This is a genomic window from Acinetobacter sp. YH12145 (genome assembly GCF_013418335.1).
Lineage (GTDB): Bacteria > Pseudomonadota > Gammaproteobacteria > Pseudomonadales > Moraxellaceae > Acinetobacter > Acinetobacter amyesii.
The window spans coordinates 192,537-217,597 of the sequence record NZ_VPCE01000004.1; the positions used below are offsets into that span (position 1 = coordinate 192,537).

Genomic DNA, 25,061 nt, shown 5'->3' on the forward strand with positions numbered 1-25,061 from the left:
ACTTAAACAGGTCAGATTAGATCAATAAAGTTCGGATATCTTTGAGCAGCTTCGTCAGTTTATTGGCAAAACGTGCAGCATCCGCTCCATTAATTACACGGTGATCGTATGACAATGACAGCGGCAGCATCAAACGTGGATCAAAGCTTTCACCATTCCATACTGGCTGCATGGTTGCAGGTGAAATACCCAAAATCGCCACCTGTGGCCAGTTGACCAACGGTGTAAATGCCGTGCCACCAATTGAACCCAAACTGGTAATGGTAAAATTCGCACCTTGTAGATCTTTTGGCGATAGTTTTTTGTCACGTGCTTTTTGACTCAGTTCACCCAGCTCAATTGCAATCTGCTTAATCGATTTTTGATCTGGATTACGCAGTACAGGCACGGTCAAACCATCAGGCGTTGCAACGGCAATCCCCATATGGATTTCATTACGTAACAATACTGACTTGCCATCATCAGACAAATGACCTGCAAATTCACGCTCTTCTTTCAACAAATAAGCCACTGCTTTGATGATGAAAGCCATAATGGTTAAGCCAATACCTTCTTTCTTAAAGTTAGCTTTTAAATCATTACGCCAAGCTTCAAGATCAGTAATATCCGCTGCATCGAACTGCGTCACTTGCGGGATAAAGTTGTTTAAAGACAATTGCGGAATCGACACTTGTTGTAAACGTGTCAAAACTTTCTCTTCGACACCACCAAAAGCATCAAAACTTGGCAACTTCGGCAAACCTGAAACCTGTGCCACAGCTTGCGCTGCTGGTGCAGCTTGCGGAGTGGTCAAACGGGTTTTCACATAAGCGAATAAATCTTCTTTCATTAAACGCTCATGCGGACCAGATGCTTTGACTTCTGCTAAAACCACACCCAATTCACGTGCAAGCTTACGAACGGCCGGACCTGCATACACTTTGGCATTGGCAGCATTTTGCTCTTTGGTGAGCTTATCTGCGCCTTGTGGTTGCGGTGCTGCTGCTTCAACTTTGCTTTCAGCTTTTGGAGCAACTGTCGCAGGCTGTGCTACAGCTGGTGCAGGTTTCGCTGCTGGCGCGGGTGCTGCAACAGCTTGACCTTCGGCTTCAATCGTCACTAAAGCGACGCCTTCAGAGACACTTTGCCCTAACTGAACATGAATCGCGGTGATTTTACCAGCTGTAGAGCTTGGCACTTCTACCGTTGCTTTGTCTGATTCCACCACGATGATGCTTTGGTCTTTTTCAACCACATCACCCACAGCGACTAAAATTTCAGCCACTGCTGCTTTATCAACACCTAAGTCAGGCACTGCAATTTCTACAGGTCCAGACGCTGTAGCTGTAGAAGGTACAGATGCTGACTCTACAACAGGTTCAGCAACAGGCTGTGCAGTTTCTTGCACAGCAGCCGATTCAACCGCAGCATATGAAGCCGCCGTTTTCACCGTTAAAATCACTACACCTTCTTTCACTACATCGCCAGCACTGATTGTGATCGATTCAACACGGCCTGATACAGTACTTGGGACTTCGACTGTCGCTTTGTCTGATTCCACCACGATAATACTTTGATCGACATCAATTTCATCACCAACAGAGACCAAAATCTCACTTACCGTAGCTTTCTCTACGCCAATATCAGGAACTTGCACATCGATGCTTTGCGACTGAGGAGCATTGGCTGCAACAGGTGCTGCTGCAGCTTGTTCTGCTTCCACAACCGGTATTGGTTCTGCTGCTTGGTCTTCAGTTGCATTTTGTACTGGCTCAGCGGTAGCAGCACTTTGATCTTCTGCTTCCAACTCGATCAGCACAGCACCTTCAGCAACACTGTCACCCAGATTGACTGCAATGCTTTTCACCACGCCTGCCGAAGTGCTTGGTACTTCAACAGAGGCTTTATCAGACTCTAACAACACAATGCTGTCATCGACGCTAATGCTGTCGCCGACTTTCACTAAAATCTCAGCGACCGTTGCTTTATCTACACCAATATCAGGAGTCGTAATTTGCATGATTAGTTCTCCTCTTTGTAGTCAGCCACAGCATGCAGTTCCGGCGTTTCCTGCGGAGCCCATGCCACTGGACGGTCAGTATCTAGTTCAAAGCTTGAGATGGCATCTTTGACTAAACGCGCATCAACTTCGCCTTCATCCGCGAGTTTTTTCAATGTTGCTACCACAATATGTGCGGCATCAACACCAAAATAGCTACGTAAGTTGCCACGTGTATCTGAACGACCATAACCATCTGTGCCTAATGCAACGAATGGACGATTGTCTGGAAGATAAGCACGGATTTGTTCGCTATAAGCACGCATGTGATCGGTTGCCGATACCACAATACCGTCTTTTTCACGAAGTAATTGAGAGATCCAAGCTTCTTTCGTATCTTCAGCCAATGGATGTAGGCGGTTGTATTCTTCACACGCCATACCATCACGAGCTAATTCGTTAAAGCTAGTGACGCTCCACACATTTGAATGAATTTGATATTCATCACGAAGGATTTTCGCCGCTTTAATCACTTCACGCAGAATCACACCTGAACCCATCAACTGAACCGTTGCTTTCTCATCTTCTTCGAAGAGATACATACCACGTTTAATGCCTTCTTCAGCACCTTCAGGAATAGCTGGATGTTCGTAGTTTTCATTCATTACTGTTAAGTAATAGAACACGCGCTCTTGGTTCACGTACATGCGTTTTAAACCATCATGTACGATCACTGCTAGCTCATAACCAAAACATGGGTCATAAGAAATACAGTTTGGAATCGTATTTGCCAAGATATGTGAATGACCATCTTGGTGCTGTAAACCTTCACCGTTCAGTGTTGTACGACCCGCAGTTGCACCGAGCAAGAAACCTTGCGCCTGTGCATCACCTGCAGCCCATGCAATATCGCCAATACGCTGGAAACCGAACATCGAGTAGTACATATACATCGGAATCATTGGCAAGTTATTGGTTGAATAACTGGTTCCTAACGCAGCCCAAGCACTCATCGCACCCGCTTCGTTAATCCCTTCTTGTAACATGTGACCATCTTTGGCTTCACGATAGTGCATCAACTGTTCTTGGTCTTCAGGGGTATATTTTTGACCATGCGCAGCATAGATTCCCAACTGACGAAACATACCTTCCAAACCAAAAGTACGCGCTTCATCTGGCACGATTGGCACGACACGGTCTTTAATGGCTTTTTCTTTCAATAATGATGAAATCAAACGCACCATCAACATGGTCGTCGATTGCTCTTTACCGCCACTGCCTTTGAGTACCGCATCAAACACAGACAATTCAGGAATCGCCAGCTGCTCGCTTTCTTTACGACGTGCAGGTAAATAACCACCCAATGCCTCACGACGCGCCTTCATGTATTTCAATTCAGGTGAGTTTTCGCTCGGACGATAGAATGGCACTTCTTCAAGCTGTTCATCGGTAAATGGCAAGTTGAAACGGTTACGCACGTATTTCAACGACTCAAGCTGCATTTTCTTGATTTGATGCGTCTTGTTGACTGCTTCAATCTCTTCCGACAAACCATAACCTTTGACTGTTTTTGCCAAGATAACTGTTGGCTGACCCGTTTCCTTCATCGCTTCGGCATAAGCCGCATACACTTTGAATGGGTCATGACCACCACGGTTCAGGTTATCAATATCTTCATCGCTTAAGTTGCGCACCAACTCTTCAGCTTCAGGATACTTACCAAAGAAATGTGCACGCGTATACGCACCGCCTTTCACTTGATAACGCTGGAAGTCACCATCGACCGCTTCTTCCATCACCGCTTTTAAGGCACCTGAATCATCTTTTGCCAGTAGCGGATCCCAATGACGACCCCAAACCACCTTAATTACGCGCCAGCCTGCACCACGGAACAATGATTCAAGTTCTTGAATAATTTTACCATTACCACGAACTGGGCCATCAAGACGCTGTAAGTTACAGTTCACGACCCAAATCAGATTGTCGAGCTTTTCACGACCTGCAAGTGAAATGGCACCTGTACTTTCAGGTTCATCCATTTCACCATCACCGAGGTAAGCCCAAACTTTACGATTTTCTTCTTTGATCAGGCCACGATTCATCAAGTACTTTTGAATGTGTGCTTGATAGATCGACATGATTGGACCTAGACCCATCGATACGGTTGGGAATTGCCAATAATCTGGCATCAAATATGGATGTGGGTATGAAGGCAAACCTTTACCGCCAACTTCACGACGGAAATTATTTAAGTGCTCTTCAGTCAAACGACCTTCTAAGAACGAACGTGCATAGATACCCGGTGCACAGTGACCTTGATAATAGATCATGTCACCGCCAAAGCTGTCGCTATTGGCACGGAAGAAGTGGTTAAAGCCCACGTCATATAAAGTTGCAGATGATGCAAAACTTGCCAAGTGACCACCTAAGTCATCACCTGTTTTATTGGCACGCAGTACCATCGCTAAGGCATTCCAGCGGATCAGCGCACGAATACGGCGCTCCATATCCGAATCACCTGGCATAGGCGGCTGTTCTTCAACTGAAATGGTATTTAAGTAAGGAGTATTTAGTCGCTGAATGGGAACGTGCTTAGCAATCGCTTGTTGATAGAGTTTTTCAAGCAAAAATGCAGCGCGGTCAGTTCCCATGTGCTGTAAAACTGAATCAAATGCGTCCTGCCATTCTTGGGTTTCTTGCGCATCTGTATCGCCATAAAACGCCATACTTCACCTATCCTATGTGCTAAATATATGGCTCTATTAGTACCATATTTTGGCTAGGCTCAGTTATCGCTACAGATGAATACGAAATAGCTCTATTATTTATTTACTAAATACTTATTGATTAACAATTACACAAATTTACATTTTTGGGTCAATTTTCGCCATATTTCATACAGACAATATTTTTTAGAGTGATAATTTTATAGTTATTAGCGATAAATAAAAAAGCCATTGTCTGTAGAGGTTCAGACAATGGCTTCGTATACCGATGTTATATGTGCTTATGGCAACATCGCTAAATACGTTGATGGGTTTTTACGTTGACCATCTTTCACTACTTCGTAATGCAAATGTGGGCCAGTACAACGACCAGTACAACCAACGTTAGCAATATGCTCACCCGCAGCAACACGGTCGCCTACACGTGCAATTAAGCGTGATGCATGTGCATAACGTGTCAGGTAACCATTACCATGGTTAATTTCAACATATTGACCATAACCTGTGCCCCAACCTGACTTTGTTACAATGCCTGGACCCGTTGCATAAATAGGTGTGCCACTAGCCGCAGAAAGATCTAAACCTGAATGATTCTCCGCACGGCCACCCATGGTACGGCCACCATAGTTTGAACTTACACGCTTCATGTCTGGAAGTGGGTGGGCAATTAACCATGAATATGGATTATTTGAACTTGCTGAATAGTTTTTAGAGGAATTGCTTGAACCGTATTTTTTTGCGATTGTAGCATTGTTGAGTTCAATTGATTTTTCACGAATTTTAACATTCAACTTCGTTTCTGCTGGAATATCAATATCATTGCTTTCAGAGTAAGCACCTTGAGACAAAGTGCGAGTTAACTGTTCAATACGATCTGATGATGAGTCTGCTTGATTTAATTCAACTAAATCTGCAAAAGCGACTGAAGCGGCCGAAGCAGCCAATGAAAACGCCAATAAAATACGTCGTAAATGCATAAAAAACCTCTATAAACTGTTCTCTTTTGTTCCTTGTGTGATTTCGTCCTTGATATCAGCCAAAAGGAGCGCATAAGATTAAGACATAAACATGTAGGAAATATGTATGTCAGAACCTGTCAACGTCTTTCAACCAACAAGAAAACACATAAAAACAGGAAACTTTTCGTTTCTCTCAACGCAAGTTGCTGCATGGCAGAAGCTTACGAAAATTGTCCAACCGCTATTGCCCCAACCGGATCAATGGCAAGTCGTTTGTTATATAAACGGTGTACTTATATTAACTGGAGAAAATCAGGCACTGATAAGTCAGTTGGCCTATTTACAAAAGCAATATATTGCACAGTTATCACAAATATACGAATTCAAGGATTTACACAAGATTCAAGTTCGTCTGAGAACTCCGTCTCCAACGCCCCATTCCCCTGAAAAAATTTCAAGAACCCTCAGTACAGAAACTCAGGATTTACTCCGTAATGCTGCTGACTTTGTGAGCGACCCTAAGCTTAGCCAAGCAATGCTGCGTTTGGCAAGCAATAAAAAGTAACCACCGAGTTGTAACAGATAAATTTGAATATTCAGAATGTGACAGACTTAACACTTACAAATGATACAATATAACATCACTATTATAAGACAATGACTTATGTCACATTCACATAACTAATTGGGCAATCTTTAATGTCATCAAATGTTACAATTTCATAGCTGTCTGGATCACTTTTGACATTGCGTAATAACTGATTATTTAATGCATGACCTGACTTATAGGCATCATATTTCGCAATAATTTGATGACCGAGCAAATATAAATCACCCACGGCATCTAATATTTTGTGACGAACAAACTCATCTGAGAAGCGTAAACCTTCTTCATTGACCACACCATTATCATCTACGCCAATGGCATTTTCGAGACTTGCCCCTAAAGCCAAATTATTGGCTTTGAGGTAATCCAAATCTTTCATAAAGCCAAAAGTCCGCGCTTCACTGACTTCATAAACAAAAGTTTCGGTTGAAAAGTCGATAGTTGCCGACTGAAATTCTTTCTTAAATGCAGGATGGTCAAAATCAATCGTAAAATTTAATTGGAAACCATCATGCGGTTGGAAGGCAGCACGTTTATCATCGATCAGTGCTTCGACAGGTTTGCGTATTTTTATGAATTTTTTAGGTGCATTTTGTTCTTGTAGTTCACCTTGCATAAGCAAATAAATGAACGGGCCGGCACTCCCATCCATAATGGGCACTTCAGACGCCGACACTTCCACGATCAGGTTATCAATCCCTAAACCAGCAATCGCACTCATAATGTGCTCAATTGTGCCCACCTTGGCATTTTCTTGCACCAAGTTAGAACACATGAATGCTTCTTGAATTAGCATAGCATCGGCTGGAATATCAATCGGTGGATTTAAGTCGATACGACGAAACACAATCCCCCCATCGGCATGATGTGGCACAAAGTTAATCATCACTTTTTGCCCACTATGCAGTCCGATGCCACTCGCTTTCACGATGCGTTTCAGGGTACGTTGTTTCAACATGTGTCTTCTATCATCAGTTCACAAAACCGCTATACGTTAGCATATTTAGCCATTGATAAAAAACAAAAAGGTAGCTGATCAGCTACCTTTTGTAATCAACAGACATTTAAGTCATTGAATTTATGTTATTTACGTTGCTGATTTTTCAAATAGTCTTGAATACTCATTGGCGTAGGGCGTGAATTGGATGCTGACGCCGCTGCTGCAGCTGGAGCTGCTGCTTCATTGTGCTGACGTTGAATCGCTGGCACATCATCTTCATCTACAGGTACTTGTGCAGAAGCGACTGTACGCGTTGCTTGTGCGACAGGGCGTTTCACTGGCTCAGCAGAATCGGCAGAATTACGAGTTAAACCCGTTGCGATCACCGTTACACTAATTTCATCACGTGCATCTGGATCAAATACCGTACCGTAGAATACTTGACCTTCATCAAGATCCACAATTTGGTTCACCACATCAGTGATTTCTTCAATTTCACCGAAGGTTACGTCATCGCCACCTGTAACGTTAATCAAAATGCCTTTTGCATTCATGATGGTCACGTTATCTAACAATGGGCTACGGATCGCTTGTTCAGCAGCTTGACGCGCACGGTTTTCACCACGACCAGAACCTGCACCCATCATTGCATAACCACGTGTACTCATGGCAGTTTTCAAATCGGCGAAGTCAAGGTTGATATGACCCGGACGCACGACAAGATCAAAGATACTACGCACCGCATTTAACAATACATCGTCTGCCTTTTTATAGGCATCTTTCATTGAAATATCGCGGAATACTTTAAGTAGACGTTGGTTCGGAATAATAATCAGAGAATCAACATGTTGCTCAAGTGCTTCAATACCTTTCTCAGCAGACTGCTGACGACGTTTACCTTCAAAGTTAAACGGAGTCGTCACCACACCTACAGTTAAGATACCCATTTCTTTGGCAATTTCAGCAACAACTGGCGCAGCACCTGTACCTGTACCACCACCCATACCTGCAGTCACAAACACCATGTCCGTACCTTCAAGGTGTTGGCGAATCAACTCACGGCTTTCTTCAGCAGCAGTTTGACCCACTTGTGGATTTGCACCTGCACCCAAACCACGCGTACTTTGCTCGCCGAGTTGGATTTTAAATTGTGCATTCATGCGGTCGAGTGCTTGTTTGTCTGTATTGGCACAAACAAATTTTACACCTTCGATATCTGATTCCAACATATGTTGCACAGCGTTACCGCCAGCACCACCTACACCGAATACTGTGAAACGGGCTTGACCGTTGCTGTCGCTTTGATCATCTTCTAAAAATTCAAATGAGGCCATGCCTAAAAAATTCCTAATCCATAATTGGCAGACACTTCAGCCCGTATACTGCCTTGATCTTAATAAAAATTGTTTTTTAGAATGCTGTCCAAGTTCCAGCTTGTCAAGTACAAGCAATAATCCGTACAACTTCCCAACAATATTCCCAAATATTTCAACTTAAAAGATCGACTTCAAGGTGTCATTGAAGCCCGACCATGCACGTTTTACCCGATTCAATACTGAAAGTTTTTCCGTATCTTCTGGCTCAACGATCGTATCTTGTGTTTCACTTTGACTGAAAATTAACAGACCTGCGGCAGTCGCGTATTGTGAACGACGTAAAGCGGCTTGCTGTTGATCATCAGCATACACTTGCATAGGTGGGTTACCTAAATGTGCAGAAACACCTAACATCCGACGCGCAAATGTCACCATCCCTTCAATTTGGCAGGCATCACCTGTGAGTACAACACCATGGTATAAACCATGAATCGCACCATGATCCACCAACTCATTACGCACTTGATTAAAGATTTCTTCATAGCGCGCAATAATGATTTCGGTCAGTTCAATACGGCTAATGGTTTGTGGACCATCAATACCTTGGAACTGAATCATACTTTCAGGTTTAACCACTTTCAGATCAACACAACCATACAACAGCTTAATACGTTCAGCTTCTTCTGTTGTGGTTTGCAATACAGCAGCAATATCACGCGTTACATGCTCACCGCCACGTTGCAAAGTGTGTGTCATCGCCAAGCGACCATCTAAATACACCGCAATATTGGTCGTACCAGCACCAATATCAACCAAGCACACACCATATTCTTTTTCATCTTTAAGCAAACTGGCTTCAGCAGTTGCTAATGATGAAATGACCATGCGTTCAACACCAATATTGGCACCTTTTAATGCGCGATCCAAATTCTGCATGGTGCTGATGGGCAACATCATCAAATGATAATGTCCTATCATACTCCGTGCTGACATGCGAATCGGGTTTAACACCCATTCAGGTTCATCATCTAGTTCAAAACCTAAAGGTACAGCACTCACCAAATAATGGTCAGACGTTAAATGACTGGCTTTGGCCAGTTCTAAAGCACGTACCACTTCATTGGTGGTAATCGCATGGTCATTATTTTCAATTGGAGTACGACCAGAGGCATAAAAACTTTTTAGTTCAGCACTTGGAATGGAAATCCACGCAGAATGTACACGACATTCCGCCATATCTTCCGCTTCCTGCACTGCATTTTTAATTGCGGTAACAACTTTATCGAGACTGACAATTTTCCCTTTATTCATGCCGCGGTTACGAGCGGTCGCCATCCCTACCACTTGGATATTGTCTGGCGCGTGTACCTTACCAATCAAAACTGAAACTTTGTGTGTCCCAATGTCAATCGCAACAACCGAGGGAACAGCTTCATTCATTATTTACTACTACCATTCACATGTTTGTTTAATTTATGGCTTAAAGCCTCTACTTATAAAGCCGATCATTATGGCTTTACAGGCGCTGCATTCGCAATGCCTATGTCATCACTGGTTACAACAAACTGACCATTTACCGACTTTGCTGGCACAGAGTTTTTCCATTGAATCGCTAAACCATTTCGGTAGCGCAAATCGATGGCAGAAATTCGTGGCCATACAGGTTTTAAGTCACTGTGTGCGAGATAACTTAAACGCTGCAACTTACTCATGGTCTGATCCTGATCGACAATCACGCGTAAGCCTGAATCAAACTGCATAAACCAAGTCATTCGTTCGGTTAAATATAATTCTTTTAAACGAATGCCAACAGGTATAAACAATTGATTAATTTCATTATAGCGACGCATCATCATTTTGGACTGACTCATCGGCCCATGCAATAACGGCAAATTCTGATGATTGGTCGGGGTTAATTCGGCAAATACATCACCACTGTCGCTTAACAGTCGCCCAGTTCCCCAACGTGCAATCGCTTGACGCGGCATCACCCGTACACGAATTGCATTCGGCCATGCACGCGATACCACCACGCGATCGACCCAAGAGATTTCTAAAGTACGATCACGAATGACACGTAAATCAGAGGTAAAATAGTTTTCAGTCATCATCGGTGAAACGTATGATATGACTTGTTGTTTTTCTTGGGCGCTCCGCACACCCACCACATCAAGTTCAGCCACACGTGCATCCGTCATGACTTTATATAGCCCCCAAATTCCGGCAATCAAAACCACACATGCAATAAACAACAACAGCCATCCACCCACATTGGTAAGTTTTTCCTTACGTGTCGGTGGTTTGTCATGTATCGATGTCGTTGCTGCACGTTTACGGCGCATAGACGCAGGAAGTTGAGCCATAATTTAGTGTGCCGCACCTGTCAGGGTTTGTTCCAAAATTGCGACACAAAGATCATCAAAACTATAACCTACGGCATTGGCTGCTTTTGGTACTAGAGAATGACTGGTCATACCCGGAACGGTATTTACCTCAAGTAACCAGAAGTTTCCGTCTGCATCTTGCATCGCGTCAATACGGCCCCAACCACTCGCACCTACCGCTTGGAAAGCACGTAAAGATAAAGCTTGTAGACGCTTTTCTTCATCTTCAGTCAAGCCACATGGAATACCATATTGCACATCGTTACGGTTATATTTCGCCTCGTAATCATAAAAAGCCACATCTGCAGGCGGTTCCAAACGGATCACCGGTAATGCCTGACCATTTAAAATCACAATGGTAAATTCACGTCCGGTAATCCATTTTTCAGCCATCACGACTGCATCATGCTGGGTCGCTTTTGCAATTGCTGTTGCAAAGTCTTCAATTTTTTCAACTTTGCTCATACCAATGCTTGAACCTTCATGCACCGGCTTGATAATAAATGGCAAACCAATTGAATCTACAATTTCTTGTAAATCTGAGTCTTTGCTGACAATACGATAAGGTGCTGTCGGTAGTTCTGAACCTTGCCAAACTTGTTTAGTTTTGACTTTATCCATACCAATCGCCGAGCCTTGAACGCCCGTTCCAGTGTACGGAATGTTTAACCATTCCAAAGTACCCTGAATTTGACCATCTTCACCACCACGGCCATGAAGGACGATAAATGCACGGTCATAAGCCACCAACTCAGTCACACTGCGTTGCTGCGGATCGAATGCTTCGGCATTTACACCCGAACGCACCAATGCTTCAAGTACAGCTTTACCACTATCGAGAGAAACCTCACGTTCGGCAGATTTCCCACCTAATAACACGGCAACTTTGCCGAATTTTGAAGCATTTGACACGTTTATATCCTTAAACTTTTATCTACGGTCTAAACAAACTTTGGATCACCAAGCGGTAATCATTTTACATAGAGATTGTTTTGAGCAAGTTCGATTGAGATTGCTCCAACATTACCTGCGCCCTGTGTTAATAACAAGTCATTTGCTTGTAACACTTTTTTCATTACTGCTTGTAAGTTGCCTTCTACTGGATCGATGAGAATCGGTTCAACTTCACCACGTAGACGAATGCTTCGAGCCAATGCACGACTATCTGCACCCACAATTGGTTTTTCACCCGCAGGATAAACTTCTAATAACAACAGTTGATCGACTTGTGACAAGACATCGACGAAGTCATCAAAACAGTCACGCGTACGGCTAAAACGGTGCGGTTGGAACATCATCACCAAACGACGATCTGGATGACTTGCACGTGCCGCTTTAATGGTCGCTTCGACTTCTTTTGGATGGTGACCATAGTCATCGACCAATTTCACCAAGCCATCTTCAACTTCAAATTCGCCTTGTACTTGGAAACGACGACCTACACCACTGAAGCTTTCTAAGGCACGCGCAATCGCAGCATCAGAAACACCTTCATCCGTTGCAATACCAATCGCTGCCAAGGCATTTAAGATGTTATGAAGACCCGGTAAGTTAATGGTTAAACGTAACGGCTCACGGTCTTTACGCAAAACGGTAAAGTGTGATTGCATGCCTTCTTGAGCCACATCAACAGCACGAATGTCGTTGTCTTCATTGAAACCATAAGTCACGACAGGACGACCAATACGCGGCATAATTTCACGGATGTTGGCATCATCACCACACATCACGGCTAAACCGTAAAATGGAAGACGCTGTAAGAATTGTACGAAGGTATCTTTCAATACATCGAAACTACCGCCATAAGTATCCATATGGTCAGCATCGATATTGGTGACAATCGTTGCCATCGGCTGTAAATGCAGGAATGACGCATCTGATTCATCCGCTTCAGCCACGATATAACGGCTTGCACCTAATGCGGCATTCACACCAGTACGATTTAACAAACCACCAATGACATAAGTTGGGTCCAGATTTTCTTCTGCCAACATGCAGGTCACAAGACTGGTAGTCGTGGTTTTACCATGCGTCCCCGCAACGGCAATACCATGACGGTAACGCATTAATTCACCCAACATTTCTGCACGACGCACGACAGGTGTACGGGTTTCAATCGCCGCTTTCACTTCCGGGTTTTCAGAATCAATGGCTGTTGATACCACGATTACATTAGCGCCTTGAATATTTTCAGCAGCATGACCAATGAAAACTTGAATGCCATTTTCTTCAAGCTGAGCCGTGGTTTTCGACGCTTTAATATCTGAACCTGAAACTTTATAGCCTTGGTTTTTCAATACTTCGGCAATACCGCACATGCCCGCACCACCAATCCCAATAAAATGGATGTGTTTAATACGGCGCATTTCTGGCACTTTAATGAGCTTTTTCGCTTGATCGGCAGGCGTTGATGGAGACATAGATTACTCGAATTTTACAAATCTTGAATTAAACCAACCACGTGCTGTGTCGCATCGGGTTGTGCCTGTTGTCGAGCCTTAACCGCCATTTCCATAAGTAGTTGACGGTTCATCAGCGGCTTCAACAACGCTGTTAAACTTTCTGCGGTCATGTCCGCTTGTGGGCAAATTTTTGCAGCATTGATATTGGCCAAGAACCCTGCATTTGCAGTTTGATGGTCATCCACTGCACTTGGCAGAGGAACAAAGACGGCTGCTACACCCGCTGTCGCAATTTCAGTGACGGTTAGTGCACCAGCACGGCAGATAATCAAATCCGCTGCAGAATAGGCTGCTGCCATATCTTCAATAAACGGCTGAACTTCAACTTGTATATGTTCAGGTGCGTTTGCATAACGAGCCAATGTGCTTTCAGCATTATTTTGACCACACTGATGATATACACTGAGGGGCTGTTCTAATTGCTGCAAAGCAGCCGGCACACATTCATTTAAGGCACGTGCGCCCAGTGAGCCCCCTACAATTAAAACCCGTAATGGCAACCCAGCTTTTTCACGCTCTTGGTAACGCCATGACGGATTTAAAATTTCTGTAATTTCTTTACGTACAGGATTCCCTGTGGTTACGATTTTATCTTGTGCTGGAAAGGTATTTGGAAATGCCTGACAAACAATTTTGGCCACACGTGACAACTGCGTATTGGTAAAACCTGCCACCGCATTTTGTTCATGGATAATGACTGGAATGCCCAATGCACGAGCTGCCAAGCCACCCGGCCCAGCCACATACCCCCCAAAGCCTGCAACTGCATCGACTTTGAGTTGTTTCATATAACGCATGGCACTCAATGTAGCTTTGAGAATTTTAAATGGTGCCATCAGCTTACGCACGACTCCATTGCCGCGTACGCCTTGGATATCAATTTGATAAATTGGAATATTATGATTTTTAAGCAGGCGATTTTCCATGCCTGTTGGCGTTGCGAGCCAAGAAACTTCACAGCCTTGTTGTTGCAACTCTTTGGCAACAGCGAGCGCTGGAAAGACGTGACCACCGGTTCCGGCAGCCATCATCATGACATGTTTCGGCTTTACTTGCGTTACTTCGGTCACTGTCTAATTCTTCAATTCTAAAAAGAGGCTAATGATATTCGATTTTAAGCAAACAATTGTAATCACAAACGCATGACCGTGAAAGGTAATTTACTTTTTTTCAACAGGCGTATGATTGTTTTTTTCTACTATTTTAAAAGTTTAAACTAGTTTTATTATTAATCTATGAGAATTGAAAAAAAATCAGACAATTTTTCACTTTAATTGCATTCACTTACAGTTTTTTTGCTTTTTAAGCTCCCCTCCCCTTAGCGCAGGACAAAAAAAAGAGCCCGTGAAGGACTCTTTTAAATCTAGTGCAAAATTAAGCTTTTAAACCTGCCTCAAGGACATCAAATAAATCATCGGCAATCGAGGTACCAAATTGCGCATCAATTTCACGTACACAGGTTGGACTGGTGACATTGATTTCAGTCACGTAATTACCAATCACATCCAGACCAACAAAGACTAAACCTTTTTCACGAAGGAATGGCCCGACTTTGGCTGCGATGGCTTTATCATTTTCAGTCAATGGACGCGCCTCGCCCAAACCACCTGCCGCCAAGTTACCACGCACTTCACCATTTTGCGGAATACGCGCCAAACAATACGGCACGGGTTCGCCATTGATCATCAAAATGCGTTTGTCACCATCCACAATTTCAGGGATGTATCTCTGCGCCATAATCGGCTGTGTGCCGTTATTGGTCAGGATTTCAATAGTTGAACCGATATTAACGCCATCTTGGTATAAACGGAAAATACCCATACCACCCATGCCATCTAATGGTTTCACGATCACATCGCCATGTTCTTGTAAAAATTCACGAATCAGACTTTGTTGTGAAGTCACCAAGGTCGGTACTTGAAGTTCAGGAAATTGCGTCGCAAACAATTTTTCATTGCAGTCACGTAGGCTTTGCGGTTTGTTAATAATCCATGCGCCTTCGCGTTCAGCCTGTTCCAAAATATAGGTGGTATAGACAAAGTTCATGTCAAACGGCGGATCTTTACGCATCAAAACCACGTCATAAGCAGCAATTGATTCTTTTTGTTTTTCGCCGAGTTCGTAATAGTGGTTGTAGTCTTCAAAAACTTTTAGCGGAGAAATCAAACCAAAGGCTTTGCCTTGATCGATATATAAATCTTGCTGTAATGCATAGCCTAGCTCATGTCCACGACGTGCTGCTGCCCACAGCATGGCCATTGAGGTATCTTTTTTTAGGTTTACATTTTCGATGGGATCCATCACAACAAGTACACGCATTATTCAGTGCTCTGTTCATTATCAATTTATGAACGAGTATAGCCGAGATTTTTCTTTTGTTTATTCTGATTTTGCATGTGTATGTATGGATTCGTGTGATGCAGGCGATAATTCAAAACATTTCTATCATCGGCTTTATCTCAATAATGGAAATAAGCTTTAATAATATCATTTGATAGGTCTGCATAAATAAATACCAAAGCATTGCTACCTGTTTAATTACTTCCAAATATACTTAGCCCTATTTTTGGTTAAAAAACACGTGCTTTTTATTTTTTTAGCTATTGTGTTAATTATTGTAAATAAAAAAATAGAATTTATTGATGATCAACATTGAGCAGATGGCTATCATTCTTGATGCTTTACCAGACCCTGCATTTGTCATATCACGTAGTGGAAAATACGTTGCAGTTTTTGGTGGGCGCGATAATCGCTATTACCACGATGGTTCCGGTCTTGTTGGTACCTATATTTCAGATGTGATCAAGCCAGATAAAGCCAACTTTTTTATGCATCTGATCGACCAAGCTCTAGCGTCAGGAAATCTACTCATCGAAGAGTACGAATTGAGCAATAGGGATGTAAAAGGTCTGCCTGATTATGGTCCTGAAGAGCCCATTTGGTTTGAGGTGCGCATCCAAGCCCTCAGTTTTTCAGTAGATGAAGAAGACGTTGTGCTTTGGGTCGCAAGTAATATTTCAGCGCGTCACAACTTGGAAATCAAGCTGAAGGAACTCAGCCATACGGATCAGTTAACCGGTCTTTTCAATCGAAGAAAATTAGAGCATGACTTAGCATTACATTATGAGTCATACCTACGACATTCCATACAGACCTCGATTTTGATGTTCGATCTTGATAACCTCAAAAAAATCAACGACAGCAAAGGTCATCATGTCGGTGATGAGGCAATCCGAGCAGTCGCAGATATTCTTCGTTTAACGCTGCGCAAGACTGATTGCGCCTGCCGCTTAGGTGGAGATGAGTTTGTGGTCGCATTACCCAACACGGGCTGTGAACAAGCCATTCAATTTGCCAAACGGATTCATGAACATTCCAGAAAAGAATTAAGTCGGTTTTCAATAGATAACGCCCATGTCACCGTGAGCATAGGAGTAACAACCATCATGCCTGAAGATTGTACCTACGAAGATACAATTAAGCGTGCTGATCTAGCGCTGTATAAAGCCAAACATGGCGGGAAAAATAGAATTGTCGCAGCCTAAGCGTGCGGCAGAAATAAACCAAATTTCACAGTCTATTTAGCAATTTGATATTCAAACCTTTGTAATTATTCAAGATGAACTCTCTTCCCTTTTTCAGCATCATTTTAATTTAGATAGGTTTTTGATATGCAGCAAGCCATTGTTGATTTTGCCTTGGATGATGAAAATCATTGGTATGCCATTTTAGCTTGTGGCCATACACAGCATGTCCGACATGATCCTCCATGGCAAAACCGCCCTTGGGTTATCACTGAGCAAGGACGAAATGAAAAGTTAGGGATAATGTTGGAATGTAAGAAATGTGATGAAGAGAGTTTCGTATAAGAGATTTTATGTTAAATATAGTCTCAGGCTAATAATTTAAGCTATCTTAGTAAGTTCAAAAAATTATCAAAACTATCACATACTTCTATCAATTCTAATTTAGGCTGTCCATGTTGATCCTTGATATATTGATCATGGTACATAAGAACTACTTTCGGATTATTAACGTCAGATCTGTAGTCAAATCCGATATAGTCACCACAACCATTTAGTCCAAAGACGACTATCTTATCATGGCCATATATATCCTGATCTTGACAGTTTTCAATATGATCACCTCCTACCCCTTGTCCAAAACAACAAAAGGCTATGCTAGATTCTCCAACTTCATTGTTAGAATCAGAATATTCAAAGCTATTCTCAATAAATTGCACCCCATTGTGGGAAGCAATCAGCTTTTTATAACTTAAAGGAAAATTAATTTTATTATCTTGCTCAAAAATTTCTATGACCTTTACGTCGATTGGTCCGAAGTCATACATAATATTTAAGTTCTGATAAGGCATATGATTGTTTTACCTGCTAGGAATAACGAAATTTCGTATAATCGCCATTATGTTAAATAAGAAAATTAGTAATTTATTTCTTATATTATTTATAGGCAGTATTATTAACCCACAATCCTAGCTTCGTAATAAAGCAAGTATAATCATCCTCAACGTCAAAGCTGTAAGTTTTTAATCGGAATGCCTCTGAGAGAACGTGAACACTTTCACCATTAACACATATTGGACTAGGTACATTATCATCACCTATACATTCGATAGGTCCTTCTAAGCCATATTTGATAAAAGTAAAATATTCAACATTTTCAATATCAAAACCTTTTTTATCCGCATTAAATATATTGCTAGGATGGTAACTTCCAGCCACATTTTCCATACTTGTTTTTCGTAATGGATTCACCATAAAAACAAGACCAATGATTTCTTGATCAGATGTTTCTATAGCTTGACCGTTCTTCAACTCATCCAAGCGCGTCCATCCAATATTCTTAACCCAGAATGTCTGATTAGACCTCAGCATATTACTGACCATTTTTCCTTTGCGAGAAAGTTGCAATAATTTGCTTTTATTTAATTTTGATAAATCTGTATTTGCTTTAATTTGGAAATAGGTTAGCTCCCAAATCTCACTATTCTCACAAGTAGATATTCTTATAACAGGTTTATAGCATAACTCTCCGTCACCATTTTTTGGCTTTGACAGTACTAAATCTCCGACTTTAATGTTCTGAATGGCGATTAAACCTTTGTCTGTATTTATACGTGTTCCAGCAGGAAAACCAGCCCCTGAATTAAGATATGAGTCCATAAGTCTCTCTTATATTTTTAATTTGATGATTAGTGAGCTTTCCTAAAATTAACATAATACACGTTATACGAAATTCTTTAAATTTTCTATAAGCATCAATACTTTAACTAAAGCCGTTTCAGTAAATAGCGCACTGAGACGGCTTTTTATTGATTCTTCACGTTTAACGCCTACTTTTTAAGCAATATTTCACATCTTTTGTTAGTTAGATGCAACAATCATCATTTAAAGACGTAAAAAAGGCAGCTTCAGCTGCCTTTTGAAATCCCGAAAAATTAGATGCCGTATTTAACACGGTACGCTTCCATTTTCGCCAAGGCTTCAGTTTCGCCTTTTGCATCTAAGAAAGTCATTAAATCTTTCATAGTGATTAAAGCATGTACAGGAATTTCTAACTCTTTTTGCACTTCTTGAATCGCAGACAAATCGCCCTGACCTTTTTCTTGACGGTCTAGCGCCACCAATACGCCCGCAATTTGTGCACCGGCATTTTTCAAAATAGTCACCACTTCACGAATCGCTGTACCCGCAGTGATCACATCATCAATAATCCAGACTTTTTTACCTTCAACAGACGCACCAACCAATACACCGCCTTCCCCATGGTCTTTCGCTTCTTTACGGTTAAAGCCCCAAGGTACGCTCACACCATGGTTCTGTGACAGTGCGACAGCCGTTGCTGCTACAAATGGAATACCTTTATAAGCTGGGCCAAAGACCACTTCCACATTATCGCATTCTGTTAATTTAGCTGCATAGCCAGAAGCCAATAATGATAAGGCTTCGCCATCGTTTAGTAGACCTGCATTAAAAAAATAAGGACTCACACGACCCGATTTTAAAGTAAACTCACCAAATTTAAGCACACCACGTGATAATGCCAGTTCGATAAAAGCTTGTGGATTAAATGCCGCTTGCGCTGTCATGAGGTGCTCCATTTTTTTAAGTTTGAGGTTAAACCTGAGCATGATACCAAAGAGTAGCTATCCAAGTGATCAAAAAATTTTACGTGTCGTTTCAATTAATGTGAATGGTCTGCGTTCCGCTGAAAAAAAAGGTATTTTTGACTGGATGGCAACTTCAGATGCCGATGTCATCTGCATGCAAGAAAGCCGCATTACCCATGAACAATGGACCGATAAATTTAAACCCGAAGGTTGGTTTACACACCTTTTCCCTGCAGAACGCCCAGGCTATGCCGGTACTGCGATTTATAGCCGCCTACCTTTTGTTTCAGTGACAGATGGTTTAGGTTTTGAATTGGCAGACACTCAAGGCCGCTTTATTTCTGCTGAGTTCGATTTAGGACTTGGACAAACTGCACATATTTGCTCGCTCTACCTGCCTTCTGGTTCATCGGGTGAAGAAGCTCAGGCGCGCAAAGACCTATTTTTAGGCGAATATCAACAAATTTTGAAGCAATGGCGTGCTGAAAATAAGTCAGTGATTGTTTGCGGTGACTACAACATCGTGCATAAACGTATTGATATTAAAAATTGGTCTGGGAACCAAAAGGCTTCAGGCTGCTTACCACATGAACGTGCATGGCTCGATCATATTTATGATGAGCTTGGCTATGTCGATACCTTCCGTGAGGTACGTAAAGAAGCCGAGCTTTACTCTTGGTGGTCTAACCGAGGACAAGCGCGTGCCAAAAATGTGGGTTGGCGTATCGACTACCATGCATGTTCACCAGACTGGAAAGAACGTACAGTCAATGCTTGGATATTTAAAGATGAATGGTTTAGCGACCACGCCCCTGTGATTATTGACTATAAAATTTAAGCTTCCAACAATTAATTGAGTGAACAATTGTTTACTCAATTAGAGCTTATTTCTCACATTACATGACGAATTTGTGGATTTATCTCATAACTTGAACATAGCATTATGGTCGCACGGCAAAGGGACATGTCAGGATGACATAAAAGGATTGGACGCCGAAGGAAGTATAAAAACAAACTAAATGATTTAGCTTGTTTTCAAGGATGTGACAATGGACGTTGGATTGAGACCCGCATGATCAGGATGATTAAATGCGGGTTTTCTCTTATCTAGCCCTTGTATCTCTAGACTCAAAACATCCCCCAACTAAAACAGCTAAAAATTCGATCTGCACAGCATTTTCTTATTCTCGCTTTCTTTCTACTTTTGACTGTGCAACCTTAAGCTGAATTTTCTTGTTATTGCATCGCTTTCTTTTCTGAGCATCGTTTTGTTCTGTAGGCTATTCTAAAAGACCAAAATGTCGTTTTGATGACAATACCCAATATTTATTACATGCGACTTTTACAGCAAAACATTTATTTCTCAATCCACATCCAGATCGAGCTTTGAGCATTGATGAATTAGCCTGTAGGATAATGCTGAATTGTATTTTTTATCTTATTGTTTGAATAATTAAGGACACCTGTTCATGCTTAAAATTTATGGCATCAAAAACTGCAATACCATGAAAAAAGCTTTCGACTTGCTCAACGAATTAGGCCTAAGCTACGAATTTCATGACTATAAAAAACAAGCGATTGATGCTGAAACCGTAAAAAAATGGCTTGATACAAAAGGTGCTGATGTGATTCTCAACAAAAAAGGCACCACATGGAAAAAACTCAGTGAAGAAGAGCAACAGACAGCCTTAGCCAGTGAAGAAAATTTGATTCAGTGTTTAACAGCGCATAGCAGCATGATTAAACGCCCTGTACTCGATACAGGTAGCGATTTATTGGTTGGCTTTGATGAAAGCGCTTACCGTGCATTGAAATAAATTTTTTTATCACACTCATGCACGGCTCTAGTTCAATTGTGGCTGAAAAATAGGCTATAAAAAAGCCTGACATTGTCAGGCTTTTTTTGTTTGAATCATGTCAAATTAGTTGGCACGAATCCATGTTTGATTACGACCTAAAGCAGCAACGCCAATAAAGCCGCGAAGCTCTAGTTTCTTGCCACCATCAGCCAATTGACCTTTTAACTTGTAAGTTTTACCTGATTGAGGATCCAAAATTGAACCGTTTTCATAGCTTGTACCACCTACATTTTTAAGACCTGTCACAATACGTAAGCCTTTTAATGATTTATTGTGATATGGGCCTTCACATTTTTTACAAGCGTTCTCTTCACCTGGTGTCAAAACTGACTGAATGCTCGCAGAAAGCGTACCATTTTTTTGCTCGGTGAATTTTACAATCGCTTTTGGTTGCTTGGTTTTATCATCAATGGTTTTCCAAGTTGTACCATTTAGCGGATCTGCAGCATTTGCAAATGCGGCTAAACTCATCAATCCTAATGCTAGTGCAATTTTTTTCATTTTTGTTTATTTCCCTGGTCTGATATAGACGACATTAGTATCCAAAAGTCACAACAATTTATCAATTTTTGTATGTGACCGTTTAGTGTAACCTTGTAATTTGTGTTGGTAAATATGCTCACACGATTCCAAAAATAGAAAAAGATGGAAAGACAATGAAGATATCGCCACTGACGAAACAACTGATTACAGAAAGCATTTTAAAAACCACAATTCGTGGGCCGAGCCAGTTCAATTTACCGCCCAATACTTTACGTTTTGCTTTGGAACAAATGTGTCGTGCATTTCCCCAAAACCCGGATGTACAAATTCGTCCAATTCGCTTAGCTGGCTTAAAAGCCGAAGAAATCAAGCCGCAACAGGCATCGACCCAACTCATTTTTCATATTCATGGGGGCGCATTTTTCTTGGGTTCGATGAACACGCATCGGGCGTTTCTGACCCAAGTTGCCGCACGCACGCAAATGCAAGTGTTACATTTGGATTATCCTTTATCCCCAGAAGCGCAGTTTCCTGAAGCACTCGATGCCCTTTTTGATGTGTATGCGGTGTTATTAGATCAAGGGGTTCAAGCCAAAGATATTATTTTGTCAGGCGACTCTTGTGGTGCAAACTTGGCGCTCGCCTTAGCCCTTAAAATTCAACAGGAACAACTTCCACAAGTCAGTGGTTTGGTGTTGATGTCACCGTTTTTAGACTTGACGCTGAGTAGTGAGTCTTTGCGTTATAACCGTAAGCACGATGCGCTGTTAAGCATAGAAGCCCTCGAAACAGGCATTGATTATTATGTACCCCGCTCGGTCGATCGAGCTGATCCATTGGTCTCGCCTTTTTTTGCCGAGCTCAAAGGACTACCTCCGATTCATATTCAAGTGGGTTCTAAAGAAATTTTATTGGATGATGCGCAGCGTTTTAAAGTCAAAGCAGAAGAAGCCGGCCTAGATGTCGAATTCAAGTTATACACTGGCATGTGGCATAACTTCCAAATGTTTAGCCCATGGTTTGAAGAAGGACAGCGTGCGCTGAGTGATTTAGCCGATTTTGCACATCGACTGGATCAGGATTAATCGCTGAAAAATAATCCCTGAAATGGATCAAAGTCACCATAAAAAAAGGTCAGCGGATGCTGACCTAAGAGGGAAATGTCAATCTATTAAATGGCTTGAATTTGAGCCTGAGCTGTTGCCATTGCTTGTGCTTTCATATCTGGTCCCATATTGACACCTTCGGCACGAATCACATCAATATCGCTGACACCTGTGAAATTAAACACGGCTTTTAATAAACCTTCTTGATAATCTACAGGGCTGTTATCGCCATACACACCGCCACGACTGCTGGCAATATAAACTTTTTTGTCACCTGCCAAGCCCACTGGACCTTGTTCTGTATATTTAAAGGTACGACCTGCAACACTGATACGGTCGATCCATGCTTTCAAAGTTGATGGCAAACCGAAGTTATACATAGCAGCACCAACCACAACCACATCGGCATCCAAATACTGTTGTAACAGTTGCTCGCCTAAAGCCGATTGTTCTGCATTCTGACCCATCAAAATTTCACTGCTGAGATGTGGAATCTGCTGTACAGCTAAATCGAGATGCTGAACCTGTGCATCATCCCCATGTTTTTGCTGTAGCTGTTGTACAATTTCAGCGCTAAGTTGACGCGAAACTGAAGCGTCGCCCATGATGCTTGAATCAATATGCAAAATTTTCATGACTAAAACCTAAAGCTGTTGTTATTAACTTGAGCCTAGTGTAATCAATTTTCATAAATAGAATAATCCCGATCCTTATGACACTATGTTTTATTTTTAGAACAATCTTTTTAAACTCGTAAAAAATTTAAAATTACTGAGCGGTTCTTGACCGTTATCAAGTGTAAATTTTCATGCTAATGTAAGCCTATAAAATGATATCTATATAAACTTTAAGAAAAAAACTGATAACTCGAACAGGGCAATGACACAGGATGACGATGAAATCAAGCATACGTGACATGATCCTTCGCAATAGAATCGCCCAGTATTTACTGGAAGATGAAGTGGTCATGAATTGGAGCATCCTGAAAAAGTGTATGCTCATGCTGATGCTTGGCTCAGCCATTCATCTGCTTTGGATTATTTGGAAATTATATATTTCTTTTACACCTGAACTTTGGCAGTGGGTTAACCTTGATCTCATCCACTCTCAATTGTGGACCAACATCGTCTTTTTTTGCTTAATGGTCCTGCTGATTTGGCCTTGCTATGCTGGAAAAGATAATCCCAAGATTCAACTGATTTTGCCTTATCTTTCGGTCGGCTTATTCGTCATTTCTTTATGTCGTGACGGTTATTTAATTGGCGTCATGAGTCCAGCCACCATGATCTCCTACGTGAGCCTTGTGACCGTTGGATTGGTACTATTTACACGAAAAATCGTCTATAGCATGCTGATTCCAGCCACGATTTTTTTATCTATTTGCATGTATTTAAGTATTCGCGGCATTATTCCCTATGCCCCGATTTTTCAACCTCATGCCTATGGCTATCAAAATAGTTTTTGGCTCTTCTCAATGATCTTTTTCATTGTTCCTATTTTATTAACCTGTCTGGCTTTATTTGAAATCTTACTGAGCCAATGGCGTCACCGTGAGCATTTGATTCAAAAACTCAGTCAAGTCGACCCACTGACCAATTTATTTAATCGACGCAGTATCAATCAGTGTTTGGAACAGCTCGATAGTGCTAAAACAGATACATATGCACTGGTCTTATTGGACTTAGACCATTTCAAACGTATCAATGATGAATATGGACACGATAAAGGCGATGAAACCTTGATTCTCGTCAGCCAAGTATTAAACCAACATTTACGCGGTAGTGATGTGGTTGGGCGTTTTGGCGGGGAAGAGTTTATTTTGGTGTTAAAAAATTCTAACTTAGAACAAGCGATTTTCATTGCAGAGCGCTGTCGAAAAGCCATCGAACAGCTTGAAATTTGGGGACATGACGGTCAGTCGATTCATGTGACAGCCAGTTTTGGTATTGCGATTTCTACGCCAGAATTGGTACCGCAACAATTGCTGACCCATGCAGATCAGGCGCTATATGCAGCCAAAGCTGGTGGCCGTAATATGGTGATGGCGTACACTGAGCAACAAAGCTTTAGCCATTTGGTTTAAAACTTTTATATAGCTCAGATGCGGCATT

The 25,061-nt window shown here is 41.9% G+C and carries 23 protein-coding genes; 7 read left to right on the forward strand and 16 right to left on the reverse strand.

Annotated elements, in window-relative coordinates:
* Positions 1-16: 16 nt before the first annotated feature.
* The 3 genes from FTU80_RS05320 to FTU80_RS05330 all read right to left on the reverse strand — a co-directional run bounded on the left by FTU80_RS05320 (position 17) and on the right by FTU80_RS05330 (position 5,681).
* Positions 17-1,999 (reverse strand): 2-oxo acid dehydrogenase subunit E2, encoded by a 1,983-nt coding sequence (locus tag FTU80_RS05320; RefSeq protein ID WP_180084435.1) that lies wholly within the window; start codon positions 1,997-1,999, stop codon positions 17-19.
* Positions 2,000-2,001: 2 nt separating this feature from the next.
* Positions 2,002-4,704, reverse strand: coding sequence for a pyruvate dehydrogenase (acetyl-transferring), homodimeric type (gene aceE / locus FTU80_RS05325; protein WP_078193212.1), 2,703 nt, complete (start codon positions 4,702-4,704; stop codon positions 2,002-2,004).
* Positions 4,705-4,985: 281 nt separating this feature from the next.
* A complete protein-coding gene (locus FTU80_RS05330) occupies positions 4,986-5,681 on the reverse strand; it encodes a M23 family metallopeptidase (protein ID WP_078193213.1) in 696 nt (231 codons plus the stop codon).
* A 106-nt stretch (positions 5,682-5,787) separates the two neighbouring features.
* On the opposite strand from FTU80_RS05330, the gene FTU80_RS05335 reads away from it, so the two are divergent.
* Complete coding sequence (locus FTU80_RS05335; protein ID WP_111884464.1) at positions 5,788-6,228, forward strand: DciA family protein; 441 nt, start codon at positions 5,788-5,790, stop codon at positions 6,226-6,228.
* Positions 6,229-6,325: 97 nt separating this feature from the next.
* On the opposite strand, the gene lpxC is transcribed toward FTU80_RS05335, so the two are convergent.
* The 8 genes from lpxC to gshB form a co-directional block, all read right to left on the reverse strand.
* Positions 6,326-7,228 (reverse strand): UDP-3-O-acyl-N-acetylglucosamine deacetylase, encoded by a 903-nt coding sequence (gene lpxC, locus FTU80_RS05340; protein ID WP_078193215.1) that lies wholly within the window; start codon positions 7,226-7,228, stop codon positions 6,326-6,328.
* A 125-nt stretch (positions 7,229-7,353) separates the two neighbouring features.
* Positions 7,354-8,544, reverse strand: coding sequence for a cell division protein FtsZ (gene ftsZ, locus FTU80_RS05345; protein ID WP_078193216.1), 1,191 nt, complete (start codon positions 8,542-8,544; stop codon positions 7,354-7,356).
* A 159-nt stretch (positions 8,545-8,703) separates the two neighbouring features.
* Positions 8,704-9,966 carry a cell division protein FtsA gene (ftsA, locus tag FTU80_RS05350; RefSeq protein ID WP_180084436.1) on the reverse strand — a complete coding sequence of 421 codons (1,263 nt, stop codon included), beginning with the start codon at positions 9,964-9,966 and terminating at the stop codon, positions 8,704-8,706.
* Positions 9,967-10,034: 68 nt separating this feature from the next.
* Positions 10,035-10,889 carry a cell division protein FtsQ/DivIB gene (locus FTU80_RS05355; protein ID WP_180084437.1) on the reverse strand — a complete coding sequence of 285 codons (855 nt, stop codon included), beginning with the start codon at positions 10,887-10,889 and terminating at the stop codon, positions 10,035-10,037.
* 3 nt (positions 10,890-10,892) lie between these two features.
* Complete coding sequence (locus FTU80_RS05360; protein WP_180035427.1) at positions 10,893-11,822, reverse strand: D-alanine--D-alanine ligase; 930 nt, start codon at positions 11,820-11,822, stop codon at positions 10,893-10,895.
* Between the two features lie 59 nt (positions 11,823-11,881).
* Complete coding sequence (gene murC / locus FTU80_RS05365) at positions 11,882-13,330, reverse strand: UDP-N-acetylmuramate--L-alanine ligase (RefSeq protein WP_078190576.1); 1,449 nt, start codon at positions 13,328-13,330, stop codon at positions 11,882-11,884.
* Between the two features lie 14 nt (positions 13,331-13,344).
* Entirely contained in the window at positions 13,345-14,442 is a 1,098-nt protein-coding gene (gene murG, locus FTU80_RS05370) for an undecaprenyldiphospho-muramoylpentapeptide beta-N-acetylglucosaminyltransferase (protein WP_180084438.1), read from the reverse strand.
* Positions 14,443-14,746: 304 nt separating this feature from the next.
* Positions 14,747-15,691, reverse strand: a complete 945-nt coding sequence (gshB, locus tag FTU80_RS05375) for a glutathione synthase (RefSeq protein WP_078190578.1) — start codon at positions 15,689-15,691, stop codon at positions 14,747-14,749.
* Positions 15,692-16,014: 323 nt separating this feature from the next.
* Between gshB and FTU80_RS05380 the strand changes: the two genes are divergently transcribed.
* Both FTU80_RS05380 and FTU80_RS05385 read left to right on the forward strand, forming a co-directional pair.
* Positions 16,015-16,917: a sensor domain-containing diguanylate cyclase gene (locus FTU80_RS05380; protein WP_180084439.1), complete on the forward strand. Its 903-nt coding sequence runs from the start codon at positions 16,015-16,017 to the stop codon at positions 16,915-16,917.
* 126 nt (positions 16,918-17,043) lie between these two features.
* Complete coding sequence (locus FTU80_RS05385) at positions 17,044-17,241, forward strand: DUF3565 domain-containing protein (protein WP_180084440.1); 198 nt, start codon at positions 17,044-17,046, stop codon at positions 17,239-17,241.
* Positions 17,242-17,282: 41 nt separating this feature from the next.
* On the opposite strand, the gene FTU80_RS05390 is transcribed toward FTU80_RS05385, so the two are convergent.
* The 3 genes from FTU80_RS05390 to pyrE form a co-directional block, all read right to left on the reverse strand.
* On the reverse strand, positions 17,283-17,747 hold the full coding sequence (locus FTU80_RS05390; protein ID WP_076753373.1) for an SMI1/KNR4 family protein: 465 nt from the start codon (positions 17,745-17,747) through the stop codon (positions 17,283-17,285).
* 85 nt (positions 17,748-17,832) lie between these two features.
* Complete coding sequence (locus FTU80_RS05395; protein WP_180084441.1) at positions 17,833-18,555, reverse strand: hypothetical protein; 723 nt, start codon at positions 18,553-18,555, stop codon at positions 17,833-17,835.
* Positions 18,556-18,830: 275 nt separating this feature from the next.
* Positions 18,831-19,481 carry an orotate phosphoribosyltransferase gene (pyrE, locus tag FTU80_RS05400; protein WP_078193224.1) on the reverse strand — a complete coding sequence of 217 codons (651 nt, stop codon included), beginning with the start codon at positions 19,479-19,481 and terminating at the stop codon, positions 18,831-18,833.
* 40 nt (positions 19,482-19,521) lie between these two features.
* Here pyrE and FTU80_RS05405 point away from each other — a divergent pair, with 40 nt between their 5' ends.
* On the forward strand, positions 19,522-20,340 hold the full coding sequence (locus FTU80_RS05405; protein ID WP_078193225.1) for an exodeoxyribonuclease III: 819 nt from the start codon (positions 19,522-19,524) through the stop codon (positions 20,338-20,340).
* Between the two features lie 631 nt (positions 20,341-20,971).
* A complete protein-coding gene (locus tag FTU80_RS05410) occupies positions 20,972-21,319 on the forward strand; it encodes a Spx/MgsR family RNA polymerase-binding regulatory protein (protein ID WP_180084442.1) in 348 nt (115 codons plus the stop codon).
* A gap of 105 nt (positions 21,320-21,424) precedes the next feature.
* Here FTU80_RS05410 and FTU80_RS05415 read toward each other — a convergent pair whose 3' ends face one another.
* Positions 21,425-21,862 (reverse strand): DUF2147 domain-containing protein, encoded by a 438-nt coding sequence (locus tag FTU80_RS05415; RefSeq protein ID WP_180024632.1) that lies wholly within the window; start codon positions 21,860-21,862, stop codon positions 21,425-21,427.
* Between the two features lie 155 nt (positions 21,863-22,017).
* Here FTU80_RS05415 and FTU80_RS05420 point away from each other — a divergent pair, with 155 nt between their 5' ends.
* Positions 22,018-22,929, forward strand: a complete 912-nt coding sequence (locus tag FTU80_RS05420; protein WP_078190587.1) for an alpha/beta hydrolase — start codon at positions 22,018-22,020, stop codon at positions 22,927-22,929.
* Positions 22,930-23,015: 86 nt separating this feature from the next.
* On the opposite strand, the gene FTU80_RS05425 is transcribed toward FTU80_RS05420, so the two are convergent.
* Complete coding sequence (locus tag FTU80_RS05425) at positions 23,016-23,585, reverse strand: FMN-dependent NADH-azoreductase (protein ID WP_180024634.1); 570 nt, start codon at positions 23,583-23,585, stop codon at positions 23,016-23,018.
* 260 nt (positions 23,586-23,845) lie between these two features.
* On the opposite strand from FTU80_RS05425, the gene FTU80_RS05430 reads away from it, so the two are divergent.
* Entirely contained in the window at positions 23,846-25,033 is a 1,188-nt protein-coding gene (locus FTU80_RS05430; protein ID WP_373685175.1) for a GGDEF domain-containing protein, read from the forward strand.
* Positions 25,034-25,061 lie beyond the last annotated feature (28 nt).

Excerpts from the sequence above, each read along its gene's own strand:
- FTU80_RS05320 (WP_180084435.1), bottom strand. The coding sequence starts at position 1,999 with ATGCAAATTACGACTCCTGATATTGGTGTAGATAAAGCAACGGTCGCT.
- aceE (WP_078193212.1), bottom strand. The coding sequence starts at position 4,704 with ATGGCGTTTTATGGCGATACAGATGCGCAAGAAACCCAAGAATGGCAG.
- FTU80_RS05330 (WP_078193213.1), bottom strand. The coding sequence starts at position 5,681 with ATGCATTTACGACGTATTTTATTGGCGTTTTCATTGGCTGCTTCGGCC.
- FTU80_RS05335 (WP_111884464.1), top strand. The coding sequence starts at position 5,788 with ATGTCAGAACCTGTCAACGTCTTTCAACCAACAAGAAAACACATAAAA.
- lpxC (WP_078193215.1), bottom strand. The coding sequence starts at position 7,228 with ATGTTGAAACAACGTACCCTGAAACGCATCGTGAAAGCGAGTGGCATC.
- ftsZ (WP_078193216.1), bottom strand. The coding sequence starts at position 8,544 with ATGGCCTCATTTGAATTTTTAGAAGATGATCAAAGCGACAGCAACGGT.
- ftsA (WP_180084436.1), bottom strand. The coding sequence starts at position 9,966 with ATGAATGAAGCTGTTCCCTCGGTTGTTGCGATTGACATTGGGACACAC.
- FTU80_RS05355 (WP_180084437.1), bottom strand. The coding sequence starts at position 10,889 with ATGGCTCAACTTCCTGCGTCTATGCGCCGTAAACGTGCAGCAACGACA.
- murC (WP_078190576.1), bottom strand. The coding sequence starts at position 13,330 with ATGTCTCCATCAACGCCTGCCGATCAAGCGAAAAAGCTCATTAAAGTG.
- gshB (WP_078190578.1), bottom strand. The coding sequence starts at position 15,691 with ATGCGTGTACTTGTTGTGATGGATCCCATCGAAAATGTAAACCTAAAA.
- FTU80_RS05380 (WP_180084439.1), top strand. The coding sequence starts at position 16,015 with ATGATCAACATTGAGCAGATGGCTATCATTCTTGATGCTTTACCAGAC.
- FTU80_RS05385 (WP_180084440.1), top strand. The coding sequence starts at position 17,044 with ATGCAGCAAGCCATTGTTGATTTTGCCTTGGATGATGAAAATCATTGG.
- FTU80_RS05390 (WP_076753373.1), bottom strand. The coding sequence starts at position 17,747 with ATGCCTTATCAGAACTTAAATATTATGTATGACTTCGGACCAATCGAC.
- FTU80_RS05395 (WP_180084441.1), bottom strand. The coding sequence starts at position 18,555 with ATGGACTCATATCTTAATTCAGGGGCTGGTTTTCCTGCTGGAACACGT.
- pyrE (WP_078193224.1), bottom strand. The coding sequence starts at position 19,481 with ATGACAGCGCAAGCGGCATTTAATCCACAAGCTTTTATCGAACTGGCA.
- FTU80_RS05405 (WP_078193225.1), top strand. The coding sequence starts at position 19,522 with ATGATACCAAAGAGTAGCTATCCAAGTGATCAAAAAATTTTACGTGTC.
- FTU80_RS05410 (WP_180084442.1), top strand. The coding sequence starts at position 20,972 with ATGCTTAAAATTTATGGCATCAAAAACTGCAATACCATGAAAAAAGCT.
- FTU80_RS05415 (WP_180024632.1), bottom strand. The coding sequence starts at position 21,862 with ATGAAAAAAATTGCACTAGCATTAGGATTGATGAGTTTAGCCGCATTT.
- FTU80_RS05420 (WP_078190587.1), top strand. The coding sequence starts at position 22,018 with ATGAAGATATCGCCACTGACGAAACAACTGATTACAGAAAGCATTTTA.
- FTU80_RS05425 (WP_180024634.1), bottom strand. The coding sequence starts at position 23,585 with ATGAAAATTTTGCATATTGATTCAAGCATCATGGGCGACGCTTCAGTT.
- FTU80_RS05430 (WP_373685175.1), top strand. The coding sequence starts at position 23,846 with ATGAAATCAAGCATACGTGACATGATCCTTCGCAATAGAATCGCCCAG.